General features: G+C 71.8%; 15 protein-coding genes. 14 read left to right on the top strand and 1 reads right to left on the bottom strand.

The features are described from left to right. Nucleotides 1-320 precede the first annotated feature (320 nt). Together ACFYW9_RS30105 and ACFYW9_RS30100 are read left to right on the top strand one after the other, a co-directional pair. Nucleotides 321-1,496, top strand: a complete 1,176-nt coding sequence (locus ACFYW9_RS30105; protein WP_389156794.1) for a cytochrome P450 — start codon at nucleotides 321-323, stop codon at nucleotides 1,494-1,496. 31 nt (nucleotides 1,497-1,527) lie between these two features. Further along, a complete protein-coding gene (locus ACFYW9_RS30100; protein WP_389156791.1) occupies nucleotides 1,528-2,031 on the top strand; it encodes a hypothetical protein in 504 nt (167 codons plus the stop codon). Nucleotides 2,032-2,122: 91 nt separating this feature from the next. On the opposite strand, the gene ACFYW9_RS30095 is transcribed toward ACFYW9_RS30100, so the two are convergent. Further along, nucleotides 2,123-3,136: a Gfo/Idh/MocA family oxidoreductase gene (locus ACFYW9_RS30095; RefSeq protein ID WP_351862082.1), complete on the bottom strand. Its 1,014-nt coding sequence runs from the start codon at nucleotides 3,134-3,136 to the stop codon at nucleotides 2,123-2,125. Nucleotides 3,137-3,264: 128 nt separating this feature from the next. On the opposite strand from ACFYW9_RS30095, the gene ACFYW9_RS30090 reads away from it, so the two are divergent. The 12 genes from ACFYW9_RS30090 to ACFYW9_RS30035 all read left to right on the top strand — a co-directional run bounded on the left by ACFYW9_RS30090 (nucleotide 3,265) and on the right by ACFYW9_RS30035 (nucleotide 21,624). Beyond that, entirely contained in the window at nucleotides 3,265-4,002 is a 738-nt protein-coding gene (locus ACFYW9_RS30090) for a GntR family transcriptional regulator (RefSeq protein ID WP_351862357.1), read from the top strand. Between the two features lie 210 nt (nucleotides 4,003-4,212). Next, nucleotides 4,213-5,217: a sugar ABC transporter substrate-binding protein gene (locus ACFYW9_RS30085; protein WP_389156788.1), complete on the top strand. Its 1,005-nt coding sequence runs from the start codon at nucleotides 4,213-4,215 to the stop codon at nucleotides 5,215-5,217. Beyond that, entirely contained in the window at nucleotides 5,214-6,269 is a 1,056-nt protein-coding gene (locus ACFYW9_RS30080; protein WP_389156784.1) for an ABC transporter permease, read from the top strand. Before ACFYW9_RS30085 ends, ACFYW9_RS30080 begins: the two co-directional genes overlap by 4 nt. Nucleotides 6,270-6,283: 14 nt before the next feature. Further along, a complete protein-coding gene (locus tag ACFYW9_RS30075) occupies nucleotides 6,284-7,090 on the top strand; it encodes an ATP-binding cassette domain-containing protein (protein ID WP_389156781.1) in 807 nt (268 codons plus the stop codon). A gap of 129 nt (nucleotides 7,091-7,219) precedes the next feature. Beyond that, a complete protein-coding gene (locus ACFYW9_RS30070; RefSeq protein WP_328446601.1) occupies nucleotides 7,220-8,407 on the top strand; it encodes an ROK family glucokinase in 1,188 nt (395 codons plus the stop codon). Next, nucleotides 8,404-8,985 carry a sugar kinase gene (locus ACFYW9_RS30065; protein WP_389156777.1) on the top strand — a complete coding sequence of 194 codons (582 nt, stop codon included), beginning with the start codon at nucleotides 8,404-8,406 and terminating at the stop codon, nucleotides 8,983-8,985. Before ACFYW9_RS30070 ends, ACFYW9_RS30065 begins: the two co-directional genes overlap by 4 nt. A 159-nt stretch (nucleotides 8,986-9,144) precedes the next feature. Next, nucleotides 9,145-12,129 carry an SNF2-related protein gene (locus ACFYW9_RS30060; protein WP_389156774.1) on the top strand — a complete coding sequence of 995 codons (2,985 nt, stop codon included), beginning with the start codon at nucleotides 9,145-9,147 and terminating at the stop codon, nucleotides 12,127-12,129. A 356-nt stretch (nucleotides 12,130-12,485) separates the two neighbouring features. Then, complete coding sequence (locus ACFYW9_RS30055) at nucleotides 12,486-14,456, top strand: SWIM zinc finger family protein (protein ID WP_389156771.1); 1,971 nt, start codon at nucleotides 12,486-12,488, stop codon at nucleotides 14,454-14,456. A 533-nt stretch (nucleotides 14,457-14,989) separates the two neighbouring features. Further along, nucleotides 14,990-18,664, top strand: a complete 3,675-nt coding sequence (locus ACFYW9_RS30050; RefSeq protein WP_389156768.1) for a S8 family serine peptidase — start codon at nucleotides 14,990-14,992, stop codon at nucleotides 18,662-18,664. Next, a complete protein-coding gene (locus ACFYW9_RS30045; protein WP_389156765.1) occupies nucleotides 18,664-19,305 on the top strand; it encodes a hypothetical protein in 642 nt (213 codons plus the stop codon). Before ACFYW9_RS30050 ends, ACFYW9_RS30045 begins: the two co-directional genes overlap by 1 nt. 103 nt (nucleotides 19,306-19,408) lie before the next feature. Further along, nucleotides 19,409-20,452, top strand: a complete 1,044-nt coding sequence (locus ACFYW9_RS30040; RefSeq protein ID WP_389156762.1) for a helix-turn-helix domain-containing protein — start codon at nucleotides 19,409-19,411, stop codon at nucleotides 20,450-20,452. A 155-nt stretch (nucleotides 20,453-20,607) separates the two neighbouring features. Next, a complete protein-coding gene (locus ACFYW9_RS30035; RefSeq protein ID WP_389156759.1) occupies nucleotides 20,608-21,624 on the top strand; it encodes a helix-turn-helix domain-containing protein in 1,017 nt (338 codons plus the stop codon). Nucleotides 21,625-21,695: the final 71 nt, after the last annotated feature.

The raw sequence follows: 21,695 nt of genomic DNA, 5'->3' as shown, positions 1-21,695 counted from the left end.
CGGGTGAGGGGTGGGCGTCGGTGGCGACGGGCATCGATGTACCGGCACGTCCCCTCGCGCCGGATCCCGGCTGCGGGTGTGCGGTGGCTTGGGTGCCGTCCCTCACGGGCGTGATTTTCAGCCCCTCCGGCGTTTGAGGAGCGGGGTCCGGGGCGGAGCCCCAGGGGTGAGTCAGGTAGGGGCGGAGGGGGCGAAGAGCCGGTTGCAGGGTCCGCTGGACCGGGGGTGGGGCGAGATCCGGCCCTTTCGGCGTTCGAGGAGCGGGGTCGGGCACTGGTGAGGGCGCTCGTGCGTTGGGCGGGTTGACGGGAGGGAGAGTCGTGATCGATCTGGGGGAGTACGGAGCGCGGTTCACCGAGGATCCGCATCCGGTCTACGCCGAGTTGCGCGCGCTCGGGCCTGTGCACAGGGTGCGGCTGCCGTCGCCGGACGCGGCGCACGAGACCTGGCTCGTCGTCGGGTACGAGGAGGCGCGCGCCGCGCTCGCCGACCCGCGGCTGGCCAAGAACCCGGACGCGGCGGGGTTCGTGTTCCACGGAGAGGAACTGATCGGCCGGCACATGCTGTTCGCCGACCCGCCGCAGCACACCCGGCTCCGGACGCTGATCGCGGGCGAGTTCACCGGCCGGAGGGTCGCGGCACTGCGCCCGCGGATCCAGGAGATCACCGACGAGCTGCTCGACGCGATGCTTCCGCGCGGGCGGGCCGACCTCGTCGATTCCTTCGCCTATCCGCTCCCGCTGACCGTCATCTGCGAGCTGCTCGGGGTGCCCGAGCCGGACCGGGCGGCGTTCCGCGCGCTGTCCACGGAGACGGTGGCTCCCACCAGCGCCGAGAGCGAGGAGAAGGCCTTCGTCCAACTGGCCGAGTATCTGGGCGACCTGATCGAGGACAAGCGGTGCGCGGGTCCCACGGACGACCTGCTCAGCGGTCTCATCCGGACCACCGCGGAGGACGGTGACCGGCTCTCCGCGCGGGAGTTGCGCGGTATGGCGTTCCTGCTCCTCGTGGCCGGACACGAGACGACGGTCAACCTGATCTCCGGCACCGTCCGGGCGCTGCTCGGCCATCCCGGCCAACTCGCCGCCCTGCGGGCCGACATGACGCTCCTCGACGGCACCATCGAAGAGACCCTGCGCCACGACGGGCCGGTGGAGAACGCGACCTTCCGCTATGCCGCCGAGCCGCTCGACATCGGCGGCACGGCGATCGCGGCCGGGGAAGAGGTGATGATAGGCCTCACCGCGGCCGACCGCGACGCAGCGCGCTATCCGGAGCCCGACCGCTTCGACCTCCGGCGCGAGCCCCGCGGCCATCTCGCCTTCGGTCACGGCATCCACTACTGTCTGGGCGCGCCACTGGCCCGGCTCGAAGCCCACGTGGCTCTCCGCTCCCTGCTGGAGCGGTGCCCGGACCTGGCGCTCGACGGACCGCCGAGCGGCTGGCTGCCCGGCATGCTGATGCGAGGTGTGCGCCGTATGCCGGTGCGCTGGTGAGCGGCCCGGTGCCGTGGAAGGAGCGTTGCCCGTGCTGCGTACGGCGGAGATCACCGCGGAGCTGACAGACCTGGAGAATACCCACCACCAGCTCTACTGGCGCTCCCGGCTGGAGTTCACCCTCGACTGCTTCATCTGCGAGCGGACCGGGCGGACCACGGTGTTCGAGCGCGGCGCCGAGCAGGCCCAGTGCTCCGGCAGCCGCAGTGGATTCCAGAGCCACCGCACCGCGGGCAGGATCGCCGGGTTCGACACGACGACCGGCCGGGACCGGCTCGCGGTCCGCGCCCTGGTCGACTTCTGGTGGGCGCCCTTCACCGACACCCGGGACGACCGGAAGGCCGCCGCGCCCACCAGCCACCCCTGGGTTCGGCTGCACCTCGCCTACTACTGCCCGGAGGCGAAGGAGTCGGGGACCGGCAGCATCCAGACCAACCTGGTGCGGCCGCACCAGGTGAGGTGCAAGCACTGCGACGGCCTGCTCGCGGTCGGCCGCGAGACCCCGGCGGTCCGGCTCCTCGACGGCCAGCGATGACGCACTCGCTCCCCGCCCTCCGCCTGCCCCTCGCGGCGGAGGGAGGGAGCCGGGGGAAGGGGGTCAGCGGGGGCGCGGTACGCGCCCCGGCTCAGAGCCTGCCGCCCGGGATCTCCGCCGGGGAGACCGCGCGTCGCTCGCGCCGCGACAGCTCGCAGGCCTCGGCGATGCGCAGCGCCTCCAGTGCCTCGCGGCCGTCGCAGGGGTTGGCGCGCTCGCCGCGGACCACCTCCACGAACGCGGCGAGCTCCGCCTCGTAAGCGGGGCCGAAGCGTTCCAGGAAGCCCGTCCACGGTTTGTCCGCGGGCGGCGGTCCGGCAGGTTCGGTCGAGGCGATCGGCGTACGGTCGTCCAGGCCGACGGCGATCTGGTCCAGCTCGCCCGAGAGCTCCATGCGGACGTCGTAGCCCGCGCCGTTCATGCGGGTGGCCGTCGCCGTCGCGAGCATGCCGTCGTCGAAGGTGAGGACGGCCGCCCCGGTGTCGATGTCGTTCGCCTCGCGGAACATCGGGGGCCCGGCGTCGGAGCCGGTCGCGTACACCTGGACGACCTCGCGGCCGCTGACCCAGCGCAGCATGTCGAAGTCGTGGATCAGGCAGTCGCGGTAGAGCCCTCCGGAGAGCGGGAGGTAGTCGGCCGGGGGCGGCGACTGGTCCGACGTCATCGCGCGTACGGTGTGCAGCCGGCCGAGCCGGCCCGAGCGCACCGCCTCGCGGGCGGCCGTGTAGCCCACGTCGAAGCGGCGCTGGAATCCCATCTGCAGAACCGTTCCGGCGGCATCCACCTCGGCGAGCGCCGTCAGCGTCCCCGCCAGATCGAGCGCTATGGGCTTCTCGCAGAAGACCGGGAGCCCGGAGCGTGCCGCCCGGCCGATCAGTTCGGCGTGGGCCGAGGTGGCGGCCGTGATGACCACCGCGTCCACGCCCCAGGTGAAGATCTCGTTCACGGTGGGCGCCGCCGTCGCGCCCAGCCGGTCCGCCAGCCGCTGAGCCCGTGCGGGATCCGCGTCCGTGACGATGAGAGAGCCGCCGACCTCACGGTTGCGGCTGAGAGTGGCCGCATGAAATGTGCCGATACGGCCCGCTCCGATGAGTCCGATGCGCATGGGAACAAACTGAGGGGCGACCCGTCACACTGTCAATGGTTTGTCCGGACAATCGAACTTCACAACTTCCCGTCAACATCTCCCGGAGCTACGCTCGATCCGTGGCCAAACCAGTTGTGGATCCGACCGTGTCGCTCCAGCTCAGTGTCGACCGCACCAGTCCGGTCCCGCTGTACTTCCAGCTGTCGCAGCAGCTCGAGGCCGCCATCGAGCACGGAGCGCTGACCCCGGGAAGTCTGCTCGGCAACGAGATCGAGCTCGCCGCGCGGCTCGGTCTGTCCCGCCCCACGGTCCGCCAGGCCATCCAGTCCCTCGTCGACAAGGGGCTCCTCGTACGGCGCCGGGGCGTCGGCACCCAGGTCGTGCACAGCCAGGTCAAGCGCCCCCTGGAACTCAGCAGCCTCTACGACGATCTGGAGTCGGCCGGCCAGCGCCCCGAGACCCAGGTGGTCGTCAACACCGTCGAACCGGCGTCCACCGAGGTCGCGGCCGCCCTCGGGGTGACCGAGGGCAGCGAGGTCCACCGTGTCGAACGACTGCGTCTCGCGCACGGTGAGCCGATGGCGTACCTCTGCAACTTCCTGCCCCCCGAGCTGCTGGAACTCGACAACGAGCGCATGGAGGCCACCGGCCTGTACCGGCTGATGCGCGGGGCCGGCATCACCCTCCACAGCGCCCGCCAGTCCGTCGGCGCCCGCGCGGCCAGCGCGGACGAGGGCGAGCGGCTCGACGAGCCGGCCGGGGCACCCGTGCTCACCATGCAGCGCACCACCTTCGACGACACCGGCCGCGCCGTCGAGTTCGGCTCCCACATCTACCGCGCCTCGCGCTACTCCTTCGAGTTCCAGCTCCTCGTACGCCCCTGACCCGACGGTCTGTCTTCCGCACGGCCGTCGAGCGTCGTCGAGGCCCGTCCTGCCGCGCGCGGGAGCCGTGATTTGGGCGGATGATCCCAATGATCGATACTTGGCCGTTTGGGCCGGTACGAAACCGGCCCTCGAGGGCCCGCGGGAGGGCCCCCGGGCCGGTCCTCACGGCCCGGCACACCAAGAGCACGGCAAGAAGGGCACGGCCTCGTGGCACGGACACGGACCTGGGTGGGCATCGCGCTGGCGGGGGCGCTGACAGTGTCCCTCGCGGGATGCAGCAGCACCGGGGGAAAGCGAGCCGAGGACGCCCGCAAGGCGGCGGCGGCCCAGGGCAGGGCCGCGGTGAACACGCCCCGGTGGACCTTCGCGATGATCACCCACTCGGGAGACGGCGACACCTTCTGGGACATCGTCCAGAACGGCGCCAAGCAGGCCGCCGTCAAGGACAACATCAACTTCCTGTACTCGCACGACGACGAGGCCCAGCAGCAGGCGCAGCTCGTGGACGCCGCCGTCGACAAGAAGGTCGACGGCATCATCGTCACGCTGGCCAAGCCCGACGCCATGAAGGCCGCCGTCGAGCGCGCCCGCAAGGCGGGCATCCCGGTGATCACGGTGAACTCCGGCTCCGCGGAGTCCAAGGCCTTCGGCGCGCTCACCCACATCGGCCAGGACGAGACGATCGCCGGTGAGGCCGTCGGGGACGAGCTGAACGAGCGGGGCCGCGAGAAGGCCCTGTGCGTCCTGCACGAGCAGGGCAACGTCGGGCACGAGCAGCGCTGCGCGGGTATGAGGAAGACGTTCGACGGGACCGTGGAGAACCTCTACGTCACCGGCACCAACATGCCCGACGTCCAGTCCTCCATCGGCGCCAAGCTCCAGGCCGACAAGTCGATCGACTCGGTCGTCACGCTCGGCGCGCCCTTCGCGGACACCGCGGTCAAGGCCAGGCAGGACGCGGGCAGCGAGGCCGAGATCGACACCTTCGACCTGAACGCCAAGGTCGCCGCCGAACTCAAGGACGGCACCCTCGGCTTCGCCGTCGACCAGCAGCCCTGGCTCCAGGGCTACGAGGCCGTGGACCTGCTCTGGCTCCACAGGTACAACGCCGACGTCCTCGGCGGCGGCAGGCCCGTCCTGACCGGACCGCAGATCATCACCAAGGACCAGGCCGCCGAGCTGCAGCGGTACGCGGACCGGGGGACCCGATGACCGCCACGGCACCCGCGTCGGCGCCCGGCCCCGAGACCGACGAGCGCCTCCTGAAGACCTCGCCGCTGCGCAAGCTGCTGAGCCGCCCCGAGCTGGGCTCCGTGGTCGGCGCCGTCGCGGTCTTCCTCTTCTTCGCGGTCTTCGCGGACAGTTTCGTACGGGCCGCGAGCCTCAGCACCGTCCTGTACGCGGCCTCGACCATCGGCATCATGGCCGTCCCGGTCGCGCTGCTGATGATCGGCGGCGAGTTCGACCTCTCCGCGGGCGTCATGGTGACCAGCTCCGCGCTGATCTCGTCGATGTTCAGCTACCAGATGACGGCGAACGTCTGGGTCGGCGTGTTCGTCTCGCTGTTCGCCACCCTCGCGATCGGCGTCTTCAACGGCGTCATGCTGACCCGTACCGACCCGCCGAGTTTCATCATCACGCTCGGCACCTTCCTGATGCTGACCGGCATGAACCTCGGCTTCACCAAGCTGATCAGCGGCACGGTCTCCACCAAGTCGATCTCCGACATGGAGGGCTTCTCCTCCGCCAAGGACGTCTTCGCCTCGACGATCACCATCGGCGGCGTCGACTTCAAGATCACCATCCTGTGGTGGCTGGTCCTGGTCGCCGTGGCCACCTGGATCCTGCTGCGCACCCGCGTCGGCAACTGGATCTACGCCGTCGGCGGCGGCGAGGAGGCGGCCCGCGCGGTCGGCGTCCCGGTCGACAAGACCAAGATCGGCCTCTACATGGGCGTCGCCTTCGGCGCCTGGATCTCCGGCCAGCATCTGCTGTTCTCGTTCGACGTCGTGCAGTCCGGCGAGGGCGTCGGCAACGAACTGATCTACATCATCGCGGCCGTCATCGGCGGCTGTCTGATCACCGGCGGCTACGGCTCCGCGATCGGCGCCGCCGTGGGCGCGCTGATCTTCGGCATGGTCAGCAAGGGCATCGTCTTCGCCGAATGGAACCCGGACTGGTTCAAGTTCTTCCTGGGCGTGATGCTGCTCCTCGCGACCCTGCTCAACCACTGGGTCCGCAAGCGCGCGGAGGCGACGAAGTGACGACGGAGAGCGACATGACCGGGGAACCCGCCGCCGTGGAGCGTCCGGCGCTCGTCGAACTCGACGACGTCAGCAAGTACTACGGCAACATCCGCGCCCTCGAAGGTGTCTCGCTGGAGGTCCACGCGGGTGAGATCACCTGTGTGCTCGGCGACAACGGCGCGGGCAAGTCCACCCTCATCAAGATCATCGCGGGTCGTCATCAGCACGACGGGGGCATCCTGCGCGTCGAGGGCGAGGAGACCCGGCTGTCGTCCCCGCGTCAGGCACTGGACCGCGGTATCGCCACCGTCTACCAGGACCTCGCCGTCGTCCCGCTGATGCCGGTCTGGCGGAACTTCTTCCTCGGCTCCGAGCCGCGGAAGGGCTTCGGCCCGTTCAAGCACCTCGACGTCGACCACATGCGGCGCACGACCCACGCGGAACTCCTGCGGATGGGCATCGACCTGCGCGACGTCGACCAGCCGATCGGCACCCTCTCCGGAGGTGAGCGCCAGTGCGTGGCGATCGCCCGCGCCGTCCATTTCGGCGCCAAGGTCCTCGTGCTCGACGAGCCCACCGCCGCCCTCGGCGTGAAACAGTCCGGTGTGGTCCTCAAATATGTGGCCGCCGCACGAGACGCCGGACTGGGTGTTGTGTTCATCACCCACAATCCGCATCACGCCTATCTAGTGGGTGATCGTTTCGTCCTGCTGAAGCGCGGCACCATGTCGGGCAGCTACGCCCGGGACGGGATCACACTGGACGAGCTGACGCGCCAGATGGCGGGCGGGAGCGAGCTGGACGACCTGCGGCACGAGCTGGAGAACCGTGCCCTGTGAGGGGCGCGGGACCGTGACCCGGACGCCCGCGCGGGCCGGCCGGAACAGGCCACAGACGGCCCACAGGTCACATGGGTCACCGCGCTTCCACGGTGCGGCCCCGGTGCGGCGTAAGGCAGAATCGGCGCGATGAGCACCTACCGCGACCTCGCGCTGCCCCGAGCTCTCGGCTCCGCTCGCGCGGGGGGCACCCCCATCGGCTCCGCGCGGGCCACCGTCCTGCGGACCGTGGGCACACGCGAGCGCCGTTCCCATCTGACGGCACCCCGCGTCCCCACCGTCGGCATCGACATCGGTGGCACGAAGGTGATGGCGGGTGTGGTGGACGCCGACGGCAACATCCTGGAGAAGGTCCGCGCCGAGACGCCGGACAAGTCCAAGAGCCCCAAGGTCGTCGAGGACACCATCGTCGAGCTGGTGCTGGACCTCTCCGACCGGCACGACGTGCACGCCGTCGGCATCGGCGCGGCCGGCTGGGTCGACGCCGAGCGCAGCCGCATCCTGTTCGCCCCCCACCTGTCCTGGCGCAACGAACCGCTGCGCGACCGCCTCGCCGGGCGGCTCGCGGTGCCGGTCCTGGTCGACAACGACGCCAACGCCGCCGCCTGGGCCGAGTGGCGCTTCGGCGCCGGACGCGGCGAGGACCACCTCGTGATGATCACGCTCGGCACCGGTATCGGGGGCGCGATCCTGGAGGACGGCCAGGTCAAGCGCGGCAAGTTCGGGGTCGCCGGAGAGTTCGGCCACATGCAGGTCGTGCCCGGCGGCCACCGCTGCCCGTGCGGCAACCGCGGCTGCTGGGAGCAGTACAGCTCCGGCAACGCGCTCGTCCGCGAGGCCCGTGAACTCGCCGCGGCCGACTCCCCGGTGGCCTTCGGGATCATCGAGCACGTCAAGGGCAACATCGGGGACATCACCGGCCCGATGATCACCGAGCTGGCACGCGAGGGCGACGCCATGTGCGTCGAGCTCCTCCAGGACATCGGGCAGTGGCTCGGCGTCGGCATCGCCAACCTGGCCGCCGCCCTGGACCCCTCCTGCTTCGTCATCGGCGGCGGTGTGAGCGCGGCCGACGACCTGCTGATCGGACCCGCCCGCGACGCCTTCCGCCGGCACCTCACGGGCCGCGGCTACCGCCCCGAGGCACGGATCGCGCGCGCCCAGCTCGGCCCCGAGGCCGGCATGGTCGGGGCCGCCGACCTCGCGCGGCTCGTCGCCCGCCGGTTCCGGCGCGCCAAGCGGCGCCGCGTGGAGCGCTACGAGCGGTACGAGCGCTACGCCGAGACCCGCCGCACGACGCAGCAGGAGTCGCGGTGACCGCCTCGCTCCCTCGTCAGGCGACATCCCCGGACGAGCCCCGGCGACCGCCCGAGGACCCGCGCCACAAGTTCCGCCGCCGCGCGCTGACCCTGCTGATCATCGTGCTGCTCATCGGCGTACCGGCCGGTTACCTGGTGATCTCCGCCGACCAGAGCCGCAACAGCGGCAAGGACAAGGAGGAGAAGTACTCGGCGACCGGCCTCACCTCGGGCTGGCCCTCGCGCGTCCAGCGCCGCCTCTACCAGGTGCCGATCCCCGGCAAATCGACCGACGTCGCGTACTACGAGACGAACAACTGGAAGACCAGCCGGCTGTACGTCCAGTTCGGCACCACCCAGGCGGGTCTCGACGCCTTCCTCAAGGGCGTCGGCACGAGCCGTTCCGCCCTGAAGAAGGACCACATCACCATCAGCGACCGCAATCAGAAGGTCGTCGGGTGGGACTTCACGGGCCCCGGCCCCTGGTGGGGACTCGTGCACAAGCAGAAGGATCCCGCGCCCACCCAGGACATCGTCGTGAACGGTTCCCAGACGGCCCACCCCATGGTGTACATCGTCTCGCGCACGATTCCGTAGCCCGTCCCGCCCACGAGCCCGTACCTCGGTTCCGCGCGGTCCGGCCCGGCCCGGACGGGTCCCACGCCGCCCGCCGAGGCCCTGGGAGCCGATTGTCAGACCCCGCCCGTAGAGTCGAGGACAACTGATTCGACCGACGGGCGGGAGGTGACCGGGCGTATGCGGGACACGGCGGAAGTGGTGACCGCGCGGGTGCCTTCCGCGGGCGCGCCTTCGGCATGGGCACCCTCCGCGTCCACGGCGGATCCCCGGCCGCGGGACCTCACGCGGCCGCCGGCCGGCCTGGCGCCCTCCGCGCGGCTCGCCGCCGTCTTCCTGCCCGCGACGCTGCCCCGCGAAGGACGCGTCGCGTTCTGGGACCCGCGAGGCGAACCCCTGCCCGCCGAGGACGACGGGGACGGCCCGCGGCCGGGGGAGCACCCCGGCGGAGCGACGCCGCCCGGCACGCGGGCGTCCGCGCGCGAGCACACGGAACTGACGGTCGTACGGCCGCACGGCACGGGCGTCCGCAGGAGCACCGTCCCCGCCCTGGTCCTCTCCGTCGGCGAAGCCCTGCCCGTGCTCGCGGGGGCGCGGCGTGACCCCGGAGCCCATCCCGCCACCGTGTGCTGGGGCGCCGCCGCGCTGCACGCGCTGCGCCTCGTCGCCCGCGGCCGCCTGCTGCCGGGGCTCACCCCCGACGGCTTCGACGCCTGGCGCGCGGGTCCCCTGAACCCGGAAGACATCGCCCACCTGCGGTCCGTCGCCGCGGCCCTCCCGTACGAGGGACACGCCGTTCCCCTGCCCGGCAGGGGGCCGGTCCGGCTGCCCGAACCGGAAGCCCTGGTGCGGTCCTTCCTGGACGCCGTCGCCGACACCCTGCCCCGCACCCCCGCCGCGCCCCACACCTGCGGCAAACCCTTCGCGGCCCGGGAGCCGCAGCGGCTCACCGGCGCCCACGACTGGGCCGCCGAGGTCGCCGCCGGCATGGACGCGGGCGTACGGATCTCGCTGCGCCTGGACCTCTCCGCCCACCAGCTCTTCGACGACGGCGAGGGAGCGCGGCGCGCGGGCGCCGCCGTCGTCCAGGTGCACAGCCTCGCCGACCCCACCCTCGTCGTCGACGCGGCCGCCCTGTGGGCCGGGGACGCCGACACGGTGTTCGGACCCCGCGCCCGCGTCGACGCCGCCCTCGCCGTCCGTCGCGCCGCCCGGGTCTGGCCACCCCTCGACCGACTGTCCGAACAGGACGTGCCCGATGTGCTCGCCCTCTCCGAGGACGAGCTGTCGGACCTGCTCGGGGTCGTGGCGACCCGGCTCGGCGCCGCCGGTGTCGCCGTGCACTGGCCCCGGGACCTGGCGCACGACCTGAGCGCCGCCGCGGTGGTACGTCCCGCGCCCGGTTCGGCGACCGACGGGACCGGATTCTTCGAGAGCGAGGAACTCCTCCAGTTCCGCTGGCAGTTGGCCCTCGGCGGAGATCCGCTCAGCGAGGCGGAGATGGACGCGCTGGCCGAGGCCCACCGGCCGGTCGTGCGGCTGCGCGACCAGTGGGTCCTGGTCGACCCCGCCCTGGTCCGCAAGGCCCGCAAGCGTGAACTGGGCCTGCTCGACCCGGTGGACGCCCTGTCCGTCGCGCTCTCCGGAACCGCGGAGGTCGACGGGGAGACCGTCGAGGCGGTCCCGGTCGGGGCCCTCGCCACCCTGCGCGACCGCCTCACGGCGGGCGTGACCCCCGTCGAGCCCCCGCCCGGCCTGGACGCGCGCCTGCGGGACTACCAGCTCCGCGGGCTCGCCTGGCTGGACCTCATGACCTCCCTCGGCCTCGGCGGCTGCCTCGCCGACGACATGGGCCTCGGCAAGACCGTCACACTCATCGCGCTCCACCTGAAGCGGGCCCGCGGCGAACCGACGCTGGTGGTCTGCCCCGCGTCGCTCCTCGGCAACTGGCAGCGGGAGATCACCCGTTTCGCGCCCGGCGTCCCCGTGCGCCGGTTCCACGGCCCCGACCGCACCCTCGACGGTCTCGACGGCGGCTTCGTCCTCACCACGTACGGCACGATGCGTTCGGCCGCCGCCCACCTCGCCGAACAGCGCTGGGGCATGGTCGTCGCGGACGAGGCGCAGCACGTCAAGAACCCGTACTCGGCGACGGCGAAGGCCCTGCGCACGATCCCGGCCCCCGCGCGCGTCGCGCTCACCGGCACACCCGTGGAGAACAACCTCTCCGAACTGTGGGCGCTGCTGGACTGGACGACCCCGGGTCTGCTCGGCCCCCTCAAGTCCTTCCGCGCCCGGCACGCGCGCGCCGTGGAGAACGGCGAGGACGAGGAGGCCGTGGCCCGGCTCGCCCGGCTGATCCGCCCGTTCCTGCTCCGCCGCAAGAAGTCCGACCCCGGCATCGTCCCCGAACTCCCGCCGAAGACGGAGACGGACCACCCCGTCCCGCTCACCCGCGAACAGGCCTCCCTGTACGAGGCGGTGGTCCGTGAGTCCCTGCTGGCGATCGAGACCACCGACGGCATCGCCCGCCGGGGACTGGTCCTCAAGCTGCTGACCTCCCTCAAACAGATCTGCGACCACCCGGCCCTGTTCCTGAAGGAGGACGCGCGGGCCGCCGCACAGGGGGCCCCCTCCCGTTCGGGCAAACTGGCCCTGCTCGACGAGCTGCTGGACACCCTGCTCGCCGAGGACGGCTCGGCGATCGTCTTCACGCAGTACGTCGGCATGGCCCGCCTCATCACGGCCCATCTGACCGCCCGCGCCGTCCCGGTCGAACTCCTGCACGGCGGTACGCCGGTCGCCGACCGCGAACACATGGTGGACCGCTTCCAGAGCGGGGAGACCCCCGTCCTGGTGCTGTCGCTCAAGGCCGCCGGCACGGGTCTGAACCTCACCCGCGCCGGCCATGTCGTCCACTTCGACCGCTGGTGGAACCCCGCCGTCGAGGAGCAGGCCACCGACCGCGCCTACCGCATCGGCCAGACCCAGCCCGTCCAGGTGCACCGGCTCATCACCGAGGGCACGGTCGAGGACCGGATCGCCGAGATGCTCGAAGCGAAGCGGGCCCTCGCCGACGCGATCCTCGGCTCCGGCGAGGCGTCCCTGACGGAGCTCACCGACCGCGAGCTGTCGGACCTCGTCTCGCTCCGGAGGCCGTCATGAGCGGGACCGGGGGAGAGGAGCCCCGCGTGCCCGGAACCGGAGTCGTGCCCGGGACCGGAGTCGCCGAACCGGCCGACGGCGCCGATCAGCAAAGTCCCGTCACCGGGGAACGCCCCGCCGACGCGGCCCGCCGCGCCCTGCGCGCCGCCCGGAGGGCCGCGGCCGCCGACGATCACGAGGGTGAGGGCGCGGGTGCGGGGGCCGATGACGGTGGAAGCGCTGGTGCGGGTACAGGAGCCGGCGCCGGTGGGACTGCCGAGCGGGAAGCGGTGGCTGGTGACCGGGAGTCCGTGGCCGCGGCCCCTTCCACTGCGTCCGGTGCGCCCGAACTCCCGTCGAGGGCATCCGCCCCGGCGGTGAGGCCGAGCGACGCGGCCCGCGAGGCCCTGCGACGGGCGACGGCGACGGAGTCGGCCACGACGGATCGTTCGGGTGCGGAGGCCGGGGGTGGCGCGCGCCCCGGTGACATCGCCCGTGAGGCGTTGCGCGCCGCGCGGGACGAGGCACGGCGGCTCCGGTCCGAGGAGGCGGACGGCGGCGACGAGCGGTCGACGGAAGGCAGGAGCACGGGAGTCGGATCGAGGCGGCGGGCCGACAGGACGTCCCCGGCCGGAGCCGGTGGAAGACGGGGTCCCGCGCACCCCGTGAACACGGACCGGGTGTCCCAGCAGCGCCGCCTTCGGGGTCTCCTCGCGGACGCCTTCCGGCTGCCCCCCGACGTGGCCGCCGAGACGGGTCAGCCGTCGCGCCCCGACGCGGACACCGGCGCCGACGAGACGACTCGGGACCGAAACCCGGGCCGACCCGCACGCGCCTCGAACGCCGAGCACGACGAACCCCCCACGCACTCCGCGCACGATGATCACTCCGTGCACCCCGAGCACCCCGAGCTTTCCACGGACCTCGTGCCGGAGCGGGAGACATCGGCTTCCGAGCCCTTCACGGTCGGCTCCCTCGTCCCGGAGCTCTTCACCCCCGGGGCAGGCGCCGAGTCCCCGGAACCCGCTCGGTCCGTCGGCGAACAGATCACCCCCGCCCCCGCCGAGCGGCACCCTCGTTCCATGGCGTCCCCGGGCCGTGACGGTGAGCTGCGGCGGACCTTCCCCGCCTTCGCCGCGCGGGCCCGGGAGGAGGGCGGCCGGTTCGCGGAGACCTGGTGGGGCAACGCCTGGGTCACGGCGTTGGAGGAAGGGGCGCTCGACGCGGCACGGCTGGCGCGCGGGCGGACGTACGCCGGGCGCGGCCACGTCGACGCCGTCACCGTCACACCGGGTCTGGTGCTCGCCTATGTGCACGGGAGCCGGCCGCGGCCGTACCGCGTCCAGGTCAGGGTGCGGACGCTGACCGACGGCGACTGGGACCGTTTCCTCGACGCCGCCGCCGAGCGGCCCGGACACATCGCGGCGCTGCTCGACAAGGAGATGCCCAAGTCGCTCGCGGACTGCGGTGTCGAACTGCTTCCCGGCCCCGGCGAGCTCGAACCGCACTGCAGCTGCCCGGACTTCGGCCACCCCTGCAAGCACGCGGCCGCACTCTGCTACCAGACGGCGCGGCTGCTGGACCAGGACCCGTTCGTCCTGTTCCTGTTGCGCGGCCGGGGCGAGCGCGAGCTGCTCGACGCGCTGTCCCGGCGCAACGCCACCCGTGCGGCCCGCGCGGCCCAGGACCGGGAACCGGCACAGCCGGCCGGCGTACGCGCCCGTGACGCCCTCGCGCGGCGCGTGCTGCCGCCCCTGCCCGCTCCGCTGCCGCCGCCCGCGCATCCCGAGCAGCCGCCGGCCTACCCGGGCGTGCCGGGCGGCCCGGACGCCTTCGCGCTGGACCAGCTGGCCACGGACGCGGCCGCTCGCGCGTACGCGCTGCTCATCTCGGGCCGCGATCCGGTCGCGGAACTGACGCTCTGGCAGGACGCGGTGCGCATCGCGGCGGCCCGCCCCGGGTCGGGGCTCACCGCCGCCACCCGCGCCCTCTACTCCTCACTCGCGTCCGCGACCGGCCGCACCCCGGTCGATCTGGCACGGGCGGTCGCCGCCTGGCGTCAGGGCGGATTCGAGGCGCTCGCCGTGCTCGAGGAACCCTGGGACCCCCCGGCGGGCCGGTTCGACCGGGCCCGGCCGCTGCTGATGGCCGCCGACTTCCCGGCCTTCCGCCCCTGGCGCAACCACCTCACCCACCCGCGCGGCCACGCCCAGCTCCGCCTCGGCCGCAACGGCCTGTGGTACGCCTACGAGTCCGAGCCGGGCCGTGACGACTGGTGGCCCCGAGGCACCCCGGACCTCGACCCGGTCGGCGCCCTGACGGGCCTCGGCGCACCGGGCGAGCTCTGACCCGCACCGGATTCCCGGACCGGTCCCATGCGTTCTCACCCGGTCCGGCCTGAACAAGCGTGAACGAAGGGGCCCTGTTTTCACACCGCGCTTCCGGGGAGAAGACGCGCGCTTGTGCCGATGGCCATTGTTTCGGGGGTGTGTCGCTTTGCTTCGGTAATCAGGAATTGCCGAAATTGGCAGCATCCTCGGAAAGGCTGGAAATGTCTTAGATTTCCGATACTTGTGCCGGTCTGTTTGCTGGGCCGCATCATCGGCCCAGCTCCCGTCGATGAGCAGGGCTCCGGCCGTTTTTCCTGTCCATGAAAGGGTTTGGCGCGCCCTTGCCGGATCTCTGGCCGGTCGTTGTGGCGGGTTTATGACATGAGGCATATCCGCCACACCCATGCGTTGCCCCGGTCCGCGCGGAGCCCGAAAGTGAATGCTGAATGCGGCAAGTACTTATTTCTCGCGATGAGTAGGAGGCGCTCGTGCATCCATCGCGTCATTTTTTATGGCGACCCCGAAAAGGCGGCATCTCAGGAAGCCTCGCGATGAGGCGTTTCGGGCGAGGCCTGGCCGGCGCGGTCGTCGGCATCACCGTCCTCGGGACGATCGTTCCGGGTACCTCGGCGGTCGCCTCCGGACCGACTACGGATCTGTCCCCGGCCGCTTCCACCGGCCTGACCCTGCCCGCGTCGGTCCGTGACAACGTTCTCCAGGCTGTCGCCGCGACCGGGGCGGACGTACCGCTGACGCTGGTGACCGGCGACAAGGTGCGGATCGGTGTCACCAAGGACCGGCGTCCGGTCGTCCGTGAGATCGAGCCCGCGACACGACCCGGGCACGGATCGGTTCTCTTCCACACCGTCACCAGGAACGACCAGGTCTACGTCGTACCGGACGACGCGTTGCCGCTGCTCGGTACCGACCTGCTGGACTGGGAGCTCTTCAACGTCGCCAAGCTGGCCGACTGGGCGGCCGCGGGCAGGACCGGCGAGGTCCCGGCGATCGCCGAGTACACCGCGACGACCCGCGCACGGGCGGCGACGACCGCGGTCGGTACGACCGCCAAGGACGTCCTGCCGAGCGTCAACGCCCGCTCGATGATCATCAAGGGCGACGGCCGGTGGTGGCGCGAGGTGCGCAAGGAGGGCGCCGACAAGCCCGCCGCGTCACGGGCCGCAGGCCCGCTGGCCGGTGTGGACAAGGTCTGGCTGAACGAGCTGATGACGGTCCGGCTCGACAAGTCCGTACCGCAGATCGGCGCGCCCGCCGCCTGGGGGCGCGGCTACGACGGCTCGGGCGTGAAGGTCGCGGTGCTGGACAGCGGCATCGACGCCACCCACCCCGATCTCGCCGACCGGATCACCGAGGCGGTCGACTTCACGGGCAGTCCCGACGGTCCGGTGGACGGACACGGACACGGCACGCACGTGGCGTCCACGATCGCCGGTACCGGCAAGGCGTCCGACGGGCTGCGCCGCGGTGTGGCGCCAGGGGCGAAGCTCGCCATCGGCAGGGTGTGCGACAAGGACGGCAGGTGTGCCGGCGACGCCGTCATCGCGGGCATGGAGTGGGCCGCCAAGTCCGGTGCCGACGTGGTGAACATGAGTCTCGGCGGTCAGGCCAGCGACGGAACGGACCTGCTGAGCACGACGGTCGACAAGCTCAGCCGCACCTACAACACCCTGTTCGTCATCGCCGCCGGCAACAGCGGCCCGGGCGCCGGAACGGTCGGTTCGCCGGGCGCCGCCAGCGAGGCGCTGACCGTCGCGGCCGTGGACAAGAGCGACAAGATGGCCTCCTTCTCCAGCCGCGGACCCCGCCTCGGGGACGGCGCGGCCAAGCCGGACATCGCGGCTCCGGGCGTCGCCATCGCCGCGGCCCGCGCCAAGGGCACCACGATGGGCACGCCCGTCGACGACCACTACACGTCCGCCAGCGGCACCTCCATGGCCACTCCCCATATGGCCGGAGCCGCCGCGATCATCGCCCAGCAGCACCCGGACTTCACCGGGCGGCAGATCAAGGCGCTGCTGATGGCGACCGCCAAGGACCTGGGGCACGACCTGTACGCCCAGGGCGCCGGCCGGGTGGATCTGGCCCGCGCGATCGATCCGAAGATCATCCCGGACGGAAACCTGGGCTTCGGCCGCTCCGAGTACCCGCACGCGTTGGTGCCCAGGACGGTCACCTACAGCAACTGGACCGACGAGCCGATCACCCTCACGCTCTCCCTCTCGGCGTCCTCCTCGGGCAAGCCCGCACCGGCCGGGCTGTTCACGCTCAGCGCCGACCGGGTGACCGTGCCCGCCAAGGGCTCCGCCGACGTGACGGTGACCGAGGACGGCACCGTGCTGGACAGCTTCGGCCGGTACGGCCGGTACACCGGCGCTCTGACAGCGCAGGACGACGCCGGGACACTGCTGGGAGCGACACGCATGTCGGCGTTCCTGGAGCCGGTCCGCCACGACGTGACCGTCAAGGTCGTCCCTCCGGCCGGGGCCACCGACGTGTCGTACGGCAACGCGCTGATCGTCCCGGTCGACGAGGACGAACTGAACCTGTACGAGGACCCGCTGACGGTACCGGGCGGCGGGACGATCAGGGCACGGGTCTTCTCCGGCACCGTCACGGTGGCCATGGCGGTGACATGGCGGGACACGGCCGGTGACCTGCACAAGGCGGCACCGATGGCACCCCAGGTGGCCGTCACCGGCGCGACCACGGTGGAGCTGGACCTGAGGAAGGCCAAGCCGGTCACGGTGAACACCCCGGAGCCGACCGAGACGTACCGGGCGGCTTTCAGGATCGAGCGGACCTCCGTGGACGGCGACTGGGGGCTCACCGCGCAGTTGGCCACCGAATACGGTCCCGGCGAGCCGGACTGGTGGGTACTCCCGACCGGCGGGGTCAGTCTCGGCACGCTCGACTTCGGCAGTCGGCACGTCCTGGTGCCGCCGTCGGTGACGATGAAGGTGACGGGCAACGGTGACTCCTTCGCCCTGGACGCCCGCTACGCCACACCGGACACCTCCATCCACGGCGGAGTCCAGACGTGGAAGGAGGACGGGAAGTCCCTGACGAACCTCGTGCGGTCGACGATCCCCCGACTGCCCACCACGGGGCGCAGGTCCGTCGTCCACGCGGGCACCGGTTCGGCCGAGGAACTCGCCGCGGTCGATGCCAAGGGCGCGCTGGTACTGCTGAGGCCGACCGACATCTGCGCGAAGACCTGTGACTTCACCGCACTGCGCAAGCGGGTGACGGCGGCCGCCGCCGCGGGCGCGGTCGGGGTGCTGGTGACCGGCACGACCGACCGGGTCGCCCTGCTGAACTACGAGCCCCGGACCTACAAGTGCGCGGACGGCCCCGGCAGTTGCCCGCCGGCCGATCCCTACGCGGCGCTGCCGATCGTGACCGTGCCCCCGGCCCGGACCACCACGCTGATCCGGCGGATCGAGGGCGGAGCGAAGCACGGTGTCCGGGTCGAACTCGGCGGCGACAAGGAAGTGTCCAAGTCCTACGCCCTGGCCTTCCGTTCCCCCGGCCGGATTCCCGGCGACCTGCCGTACCGGGTCACGCCCCGGGACCTGGACCGGGTCGACCAGCGCGTCCACGCCGACCGGCCCGGCGTGACCCCCCACCTCAGCTGGAGCCGGTCGACCAAGTCCGTCCCGGCGGGAGAGGAGATGGAACTGCCCAAACCGGCCAGTCAGCGGCAGGTCACCACACTGGTCGGGCCGCGGGACGACAACGCGATCGACCGCTTCGAGGTGTCCGTCAGGGACTACGTCGCGCCGTCCGCGGCGCGTTCGTCGGGCTCGGCGGAAACCCAGGACCTGGTGCTCGGAAGAAGGAACGTGATCGACTGGAACGCGGGTCCGTCCCTTCCCGGCGCGGTGCCCCAGGCCCGTACGAAGTCGGGCTTCACCGTCGGTACCGGCCTGCCGTGCGCCGGCTGCCGGGAGGCCGACCGCTTCTGGCCCACCCTGTATCTGACCGGCAGCGGGGGCGGTCGCCAGTCCGTGATGGGCGTCCTCAACGACCTGGGTGGCACCTCGTTGATCTACGGGATCCCGGCGTGCGCGCCCTCCGACTGCGGCGTCAGCCTCTTCGACGGGGGCGGCCGTGAACTTCCGCGACGGCTCGTCCCGGCCGAGTTCGTCTTCCAGCTCGGTGAGCCCGGCAGCGTGCCGGACCTGGTGTCGAGGAGTGAGCGGTGATGACCGAAACGGCGAAGGAGACTGCTCCGATGAACGCGGCCGCACCGTCGAGGTGGCGCCGGAAGGTGAATCTGGCGGTGTCGGCCGCCGTGGCGGTGCTCGCGCTGGCGGGGTGCTCGGTCAGCGCCGACGTCGTCGCGTACGACCTGCCCGCCGAATCGGCCCGCTACTCGTTGCGGACGGAGACGGGCGGGGTCGAGACCGTCTGGAAGTACACGTCCGACCGGCCGGCCAAGGCCGACACACCGACATCCCAGCCGTGCATCGCGGACGTCCTCGTCAAGGATCCCGGTCCGTGCCGTCCGGAGCCGTTGATCTTCCTGCGGTACGACCTGGACCTGGGGCTGGACAACACCGCCGAGGCCGACGCGTTCCACTCCGTCACCGTCACCGGGTACTACCAGGAGCGGCTCGGCACGCCACCGACCGTGACCCGGCTGCGGGTGGAGGCCAGTTTCGACGGCGGCAGGACCTGGCAGCCGACGAGCACCCGGCCCGACGGGCGGAACACCTTCACCGCGCGCATCAGGCATCCACGGCGTGACAAGGCTCCCGAAGGAGTCGCGCTGCGGATCACCGCGACCGACAGCGCGGGGAACAGCGTCGAACAGACCATGCCCAAGGCGTACCGACTGCGCTGAGGCGAACCGATGAAGCGGTGAACGGACCCGAAGGGTCACGGCCGGGGCGCGGCGTGAGGTCCGCCCCGGCCGTCCCTCGCGCTTTCGAAGGCGGAGAGACATCTTGCTGTCAGACGTGCTGGGACTCACCCCCGAAGAGGCGGACACCTACCGCACCCTGGTCTCGGTGGCCTCCGCCACTCCCGCCGGACTCGCCGAACTCGTCGGTTGCGACGTCCGCCGGACGGTTCGCATCCTCGGCAGGCTCGAAGGCCGGGGGCTCGCCGCCCGCAGCCTCGGCGACGCCACCCGGTTCGTCGCCTCCCCGCCGGCGTCGGCGCTGCGGGCGCTTCTGATCCAGCGGCAGAACCAGCTCAATCTGGCGGAACTCGAACTCGACTCCCTCGACGAGATCTATCGCGCGGCCACCCGCGGGCGCGGCACGGTGGAGGTCGTCGAGGTGATCCACGGCAGCGAGGTCATACGCGAGCGCGTCGGACGCATACAACTCGGCGCACGCAAAGAGATCATGAATCTTGTCAAGGCGCCGTTCTTCTCGTCCGGCAACATGACCGACGGCGCGACCATCGAGCGTGGTGTCCGCTACCGCGTGGTGGTGGAACGCGGGACGCTCGACGGACAGGTCCCGTCGTTCGACGAGATCATCGAGGCGCGCGCCGCGGGAGAGGAGGTCCGGATCGCCGACGCCGTACCGCTCAAACTCTTCATCGTGGACAGCGAGTTGGCCATTGTCCCCCTTCTCGGCTCGGCCAGTACCGCGAAGGCGGGAGCCCTGCTCGTGCACGAGAGCAGCCTGCTCGACGCGCTGATCGCGCTGTTCGAGTCCGAATGGGAGAAGGCGACGCAGTTCGTCACTTCCGCGGGCGCCCTGCGGAACGCGCCGGTCATCGATGATCTGGGCGCACAGATCCTCAGCCTGCTGCTGACCGGCCTCACCGACCAGGCGATCGCCACCCAACTACGCACTTCCCTGCGGACGGTGCAGCGCCGGATCCGGCACCTGATGGACAGTGTGAACGTGCAGAACCGCATGCAACTGGGCTTCCACACGGCACGGTTGGGATGGCTCGAAGCCGGACGGGACGACACGGGAGAAGCATCCCGCCGCAACGCCCCACCACCGGCCGCGGCCGAGGCCGCCCAGTGATCCGCCGGGGCGGACGTCCCGGGTACGACGCGCAACAGGCGGAGGCCCACGGCGACTTGCCGACCGTGGGATAGGGTTCGGCCGAGAAAGGATCCGCCCGGTCCACCCGAGCTGCGCCAAGGACAGACAAGGCGGCCGCCCGAGAGGGGAGCTGGATGCTGCAGGCGTTGGGACTGGGTCTGGCCGAAGAGACCGTCTACACCGCTCTGCTCGCCCGCCCGACAGCCTCCGCGCACGACCTCGCCCGGCAGACCGGACTCGACGAGACCGAGACCACCCGCATCCTGCTCGGCCTGTCGTCACGTGGCCTGGTGGCGGTCGCCGCCGAGGCCGAGAGCGAGGTACCCGACCCGCCCGGCCCCCCGACCCCCCGCTACCGGCTCACCCCGCCCTCGGTGGCCCTGGCCCCGCTCCTCGTCGAGCAGCGCAACGCACTTCAGCGGGCCGAGACCGCGTTCTCGATGCTGACCGAGCAGTACCGCAGTACCGCCGCGCATCCCGCGGGCAGCGTCATGGAGGTGGTCGTCGGCGTGGAGCAGGTCGCGCACCGGTTCCACCAACTGCAGCGCGGCGCTCAGCGGGAGCTGCTCGTCTTCCTCGTCGGGGATCCCATCGCGGTGCCGCGCGCGGACGCCGACGCGTCGGAGAGTTCCGCGCTGGACCGGGGAATCGACTTCCGGGTCGTGGCGGCCAAGGACTACCTCGACGGCCCCGACGTGGGAAGGGACGTGAGAGAAGCCGTCATGGCGGGTCTCGAGCTTCGCCTGGTCGACTCGTTGCCGCTGAAGATGGTCGTGTCGGACCGGGAGCGCGCCATGGTGCCGCTGGACATGACGGACTCCGGCGACGAGCCGAGCGCCATCGTGGTGCACCGCAGTGGCCTGCTGACGGCCCTGGTCCACCTCTTCGAGAAGGAGTGGGCCCAAGCCCGTCCGCTGTACGCCACCGCCACGGGTGTGCGTGCGGAGCCGGCAGGCGATCAGCAGCCGACCGAGGGGGAACTGGAGGTCCTCGCCCTGTTGTTGGCAGGGGTCTCCGACCGGCGGGTGGCCTCCCAGCTCGGTCTCTCGATCCGCACCGTGGAGCGACGGACACGCCGTCTGATGGACCTCGCCGGGGCGGACTCGCGCCTTCAGCTCGGGTGGCACGCCGCACGTGCGGGCTGGTTCTGAGCCGCTCGCCCGACGTTCGCCCGGAGGATCGCGGCGAAGAGGTGCGTGGGGTTGCCTCCGTCTGCCGGGGT

This window comes from Streptomyces sp. NPDC002698 (assembly GCF_042888945.1).
Lineage (GTDB): Bacteria > Actinomycetota > Actinomycetes > Streptomycetales > Streptomycetaceae > Streptomyces.
This window is presented reverse-complemented; position numbering and strand designations above follow the sequence as displayed.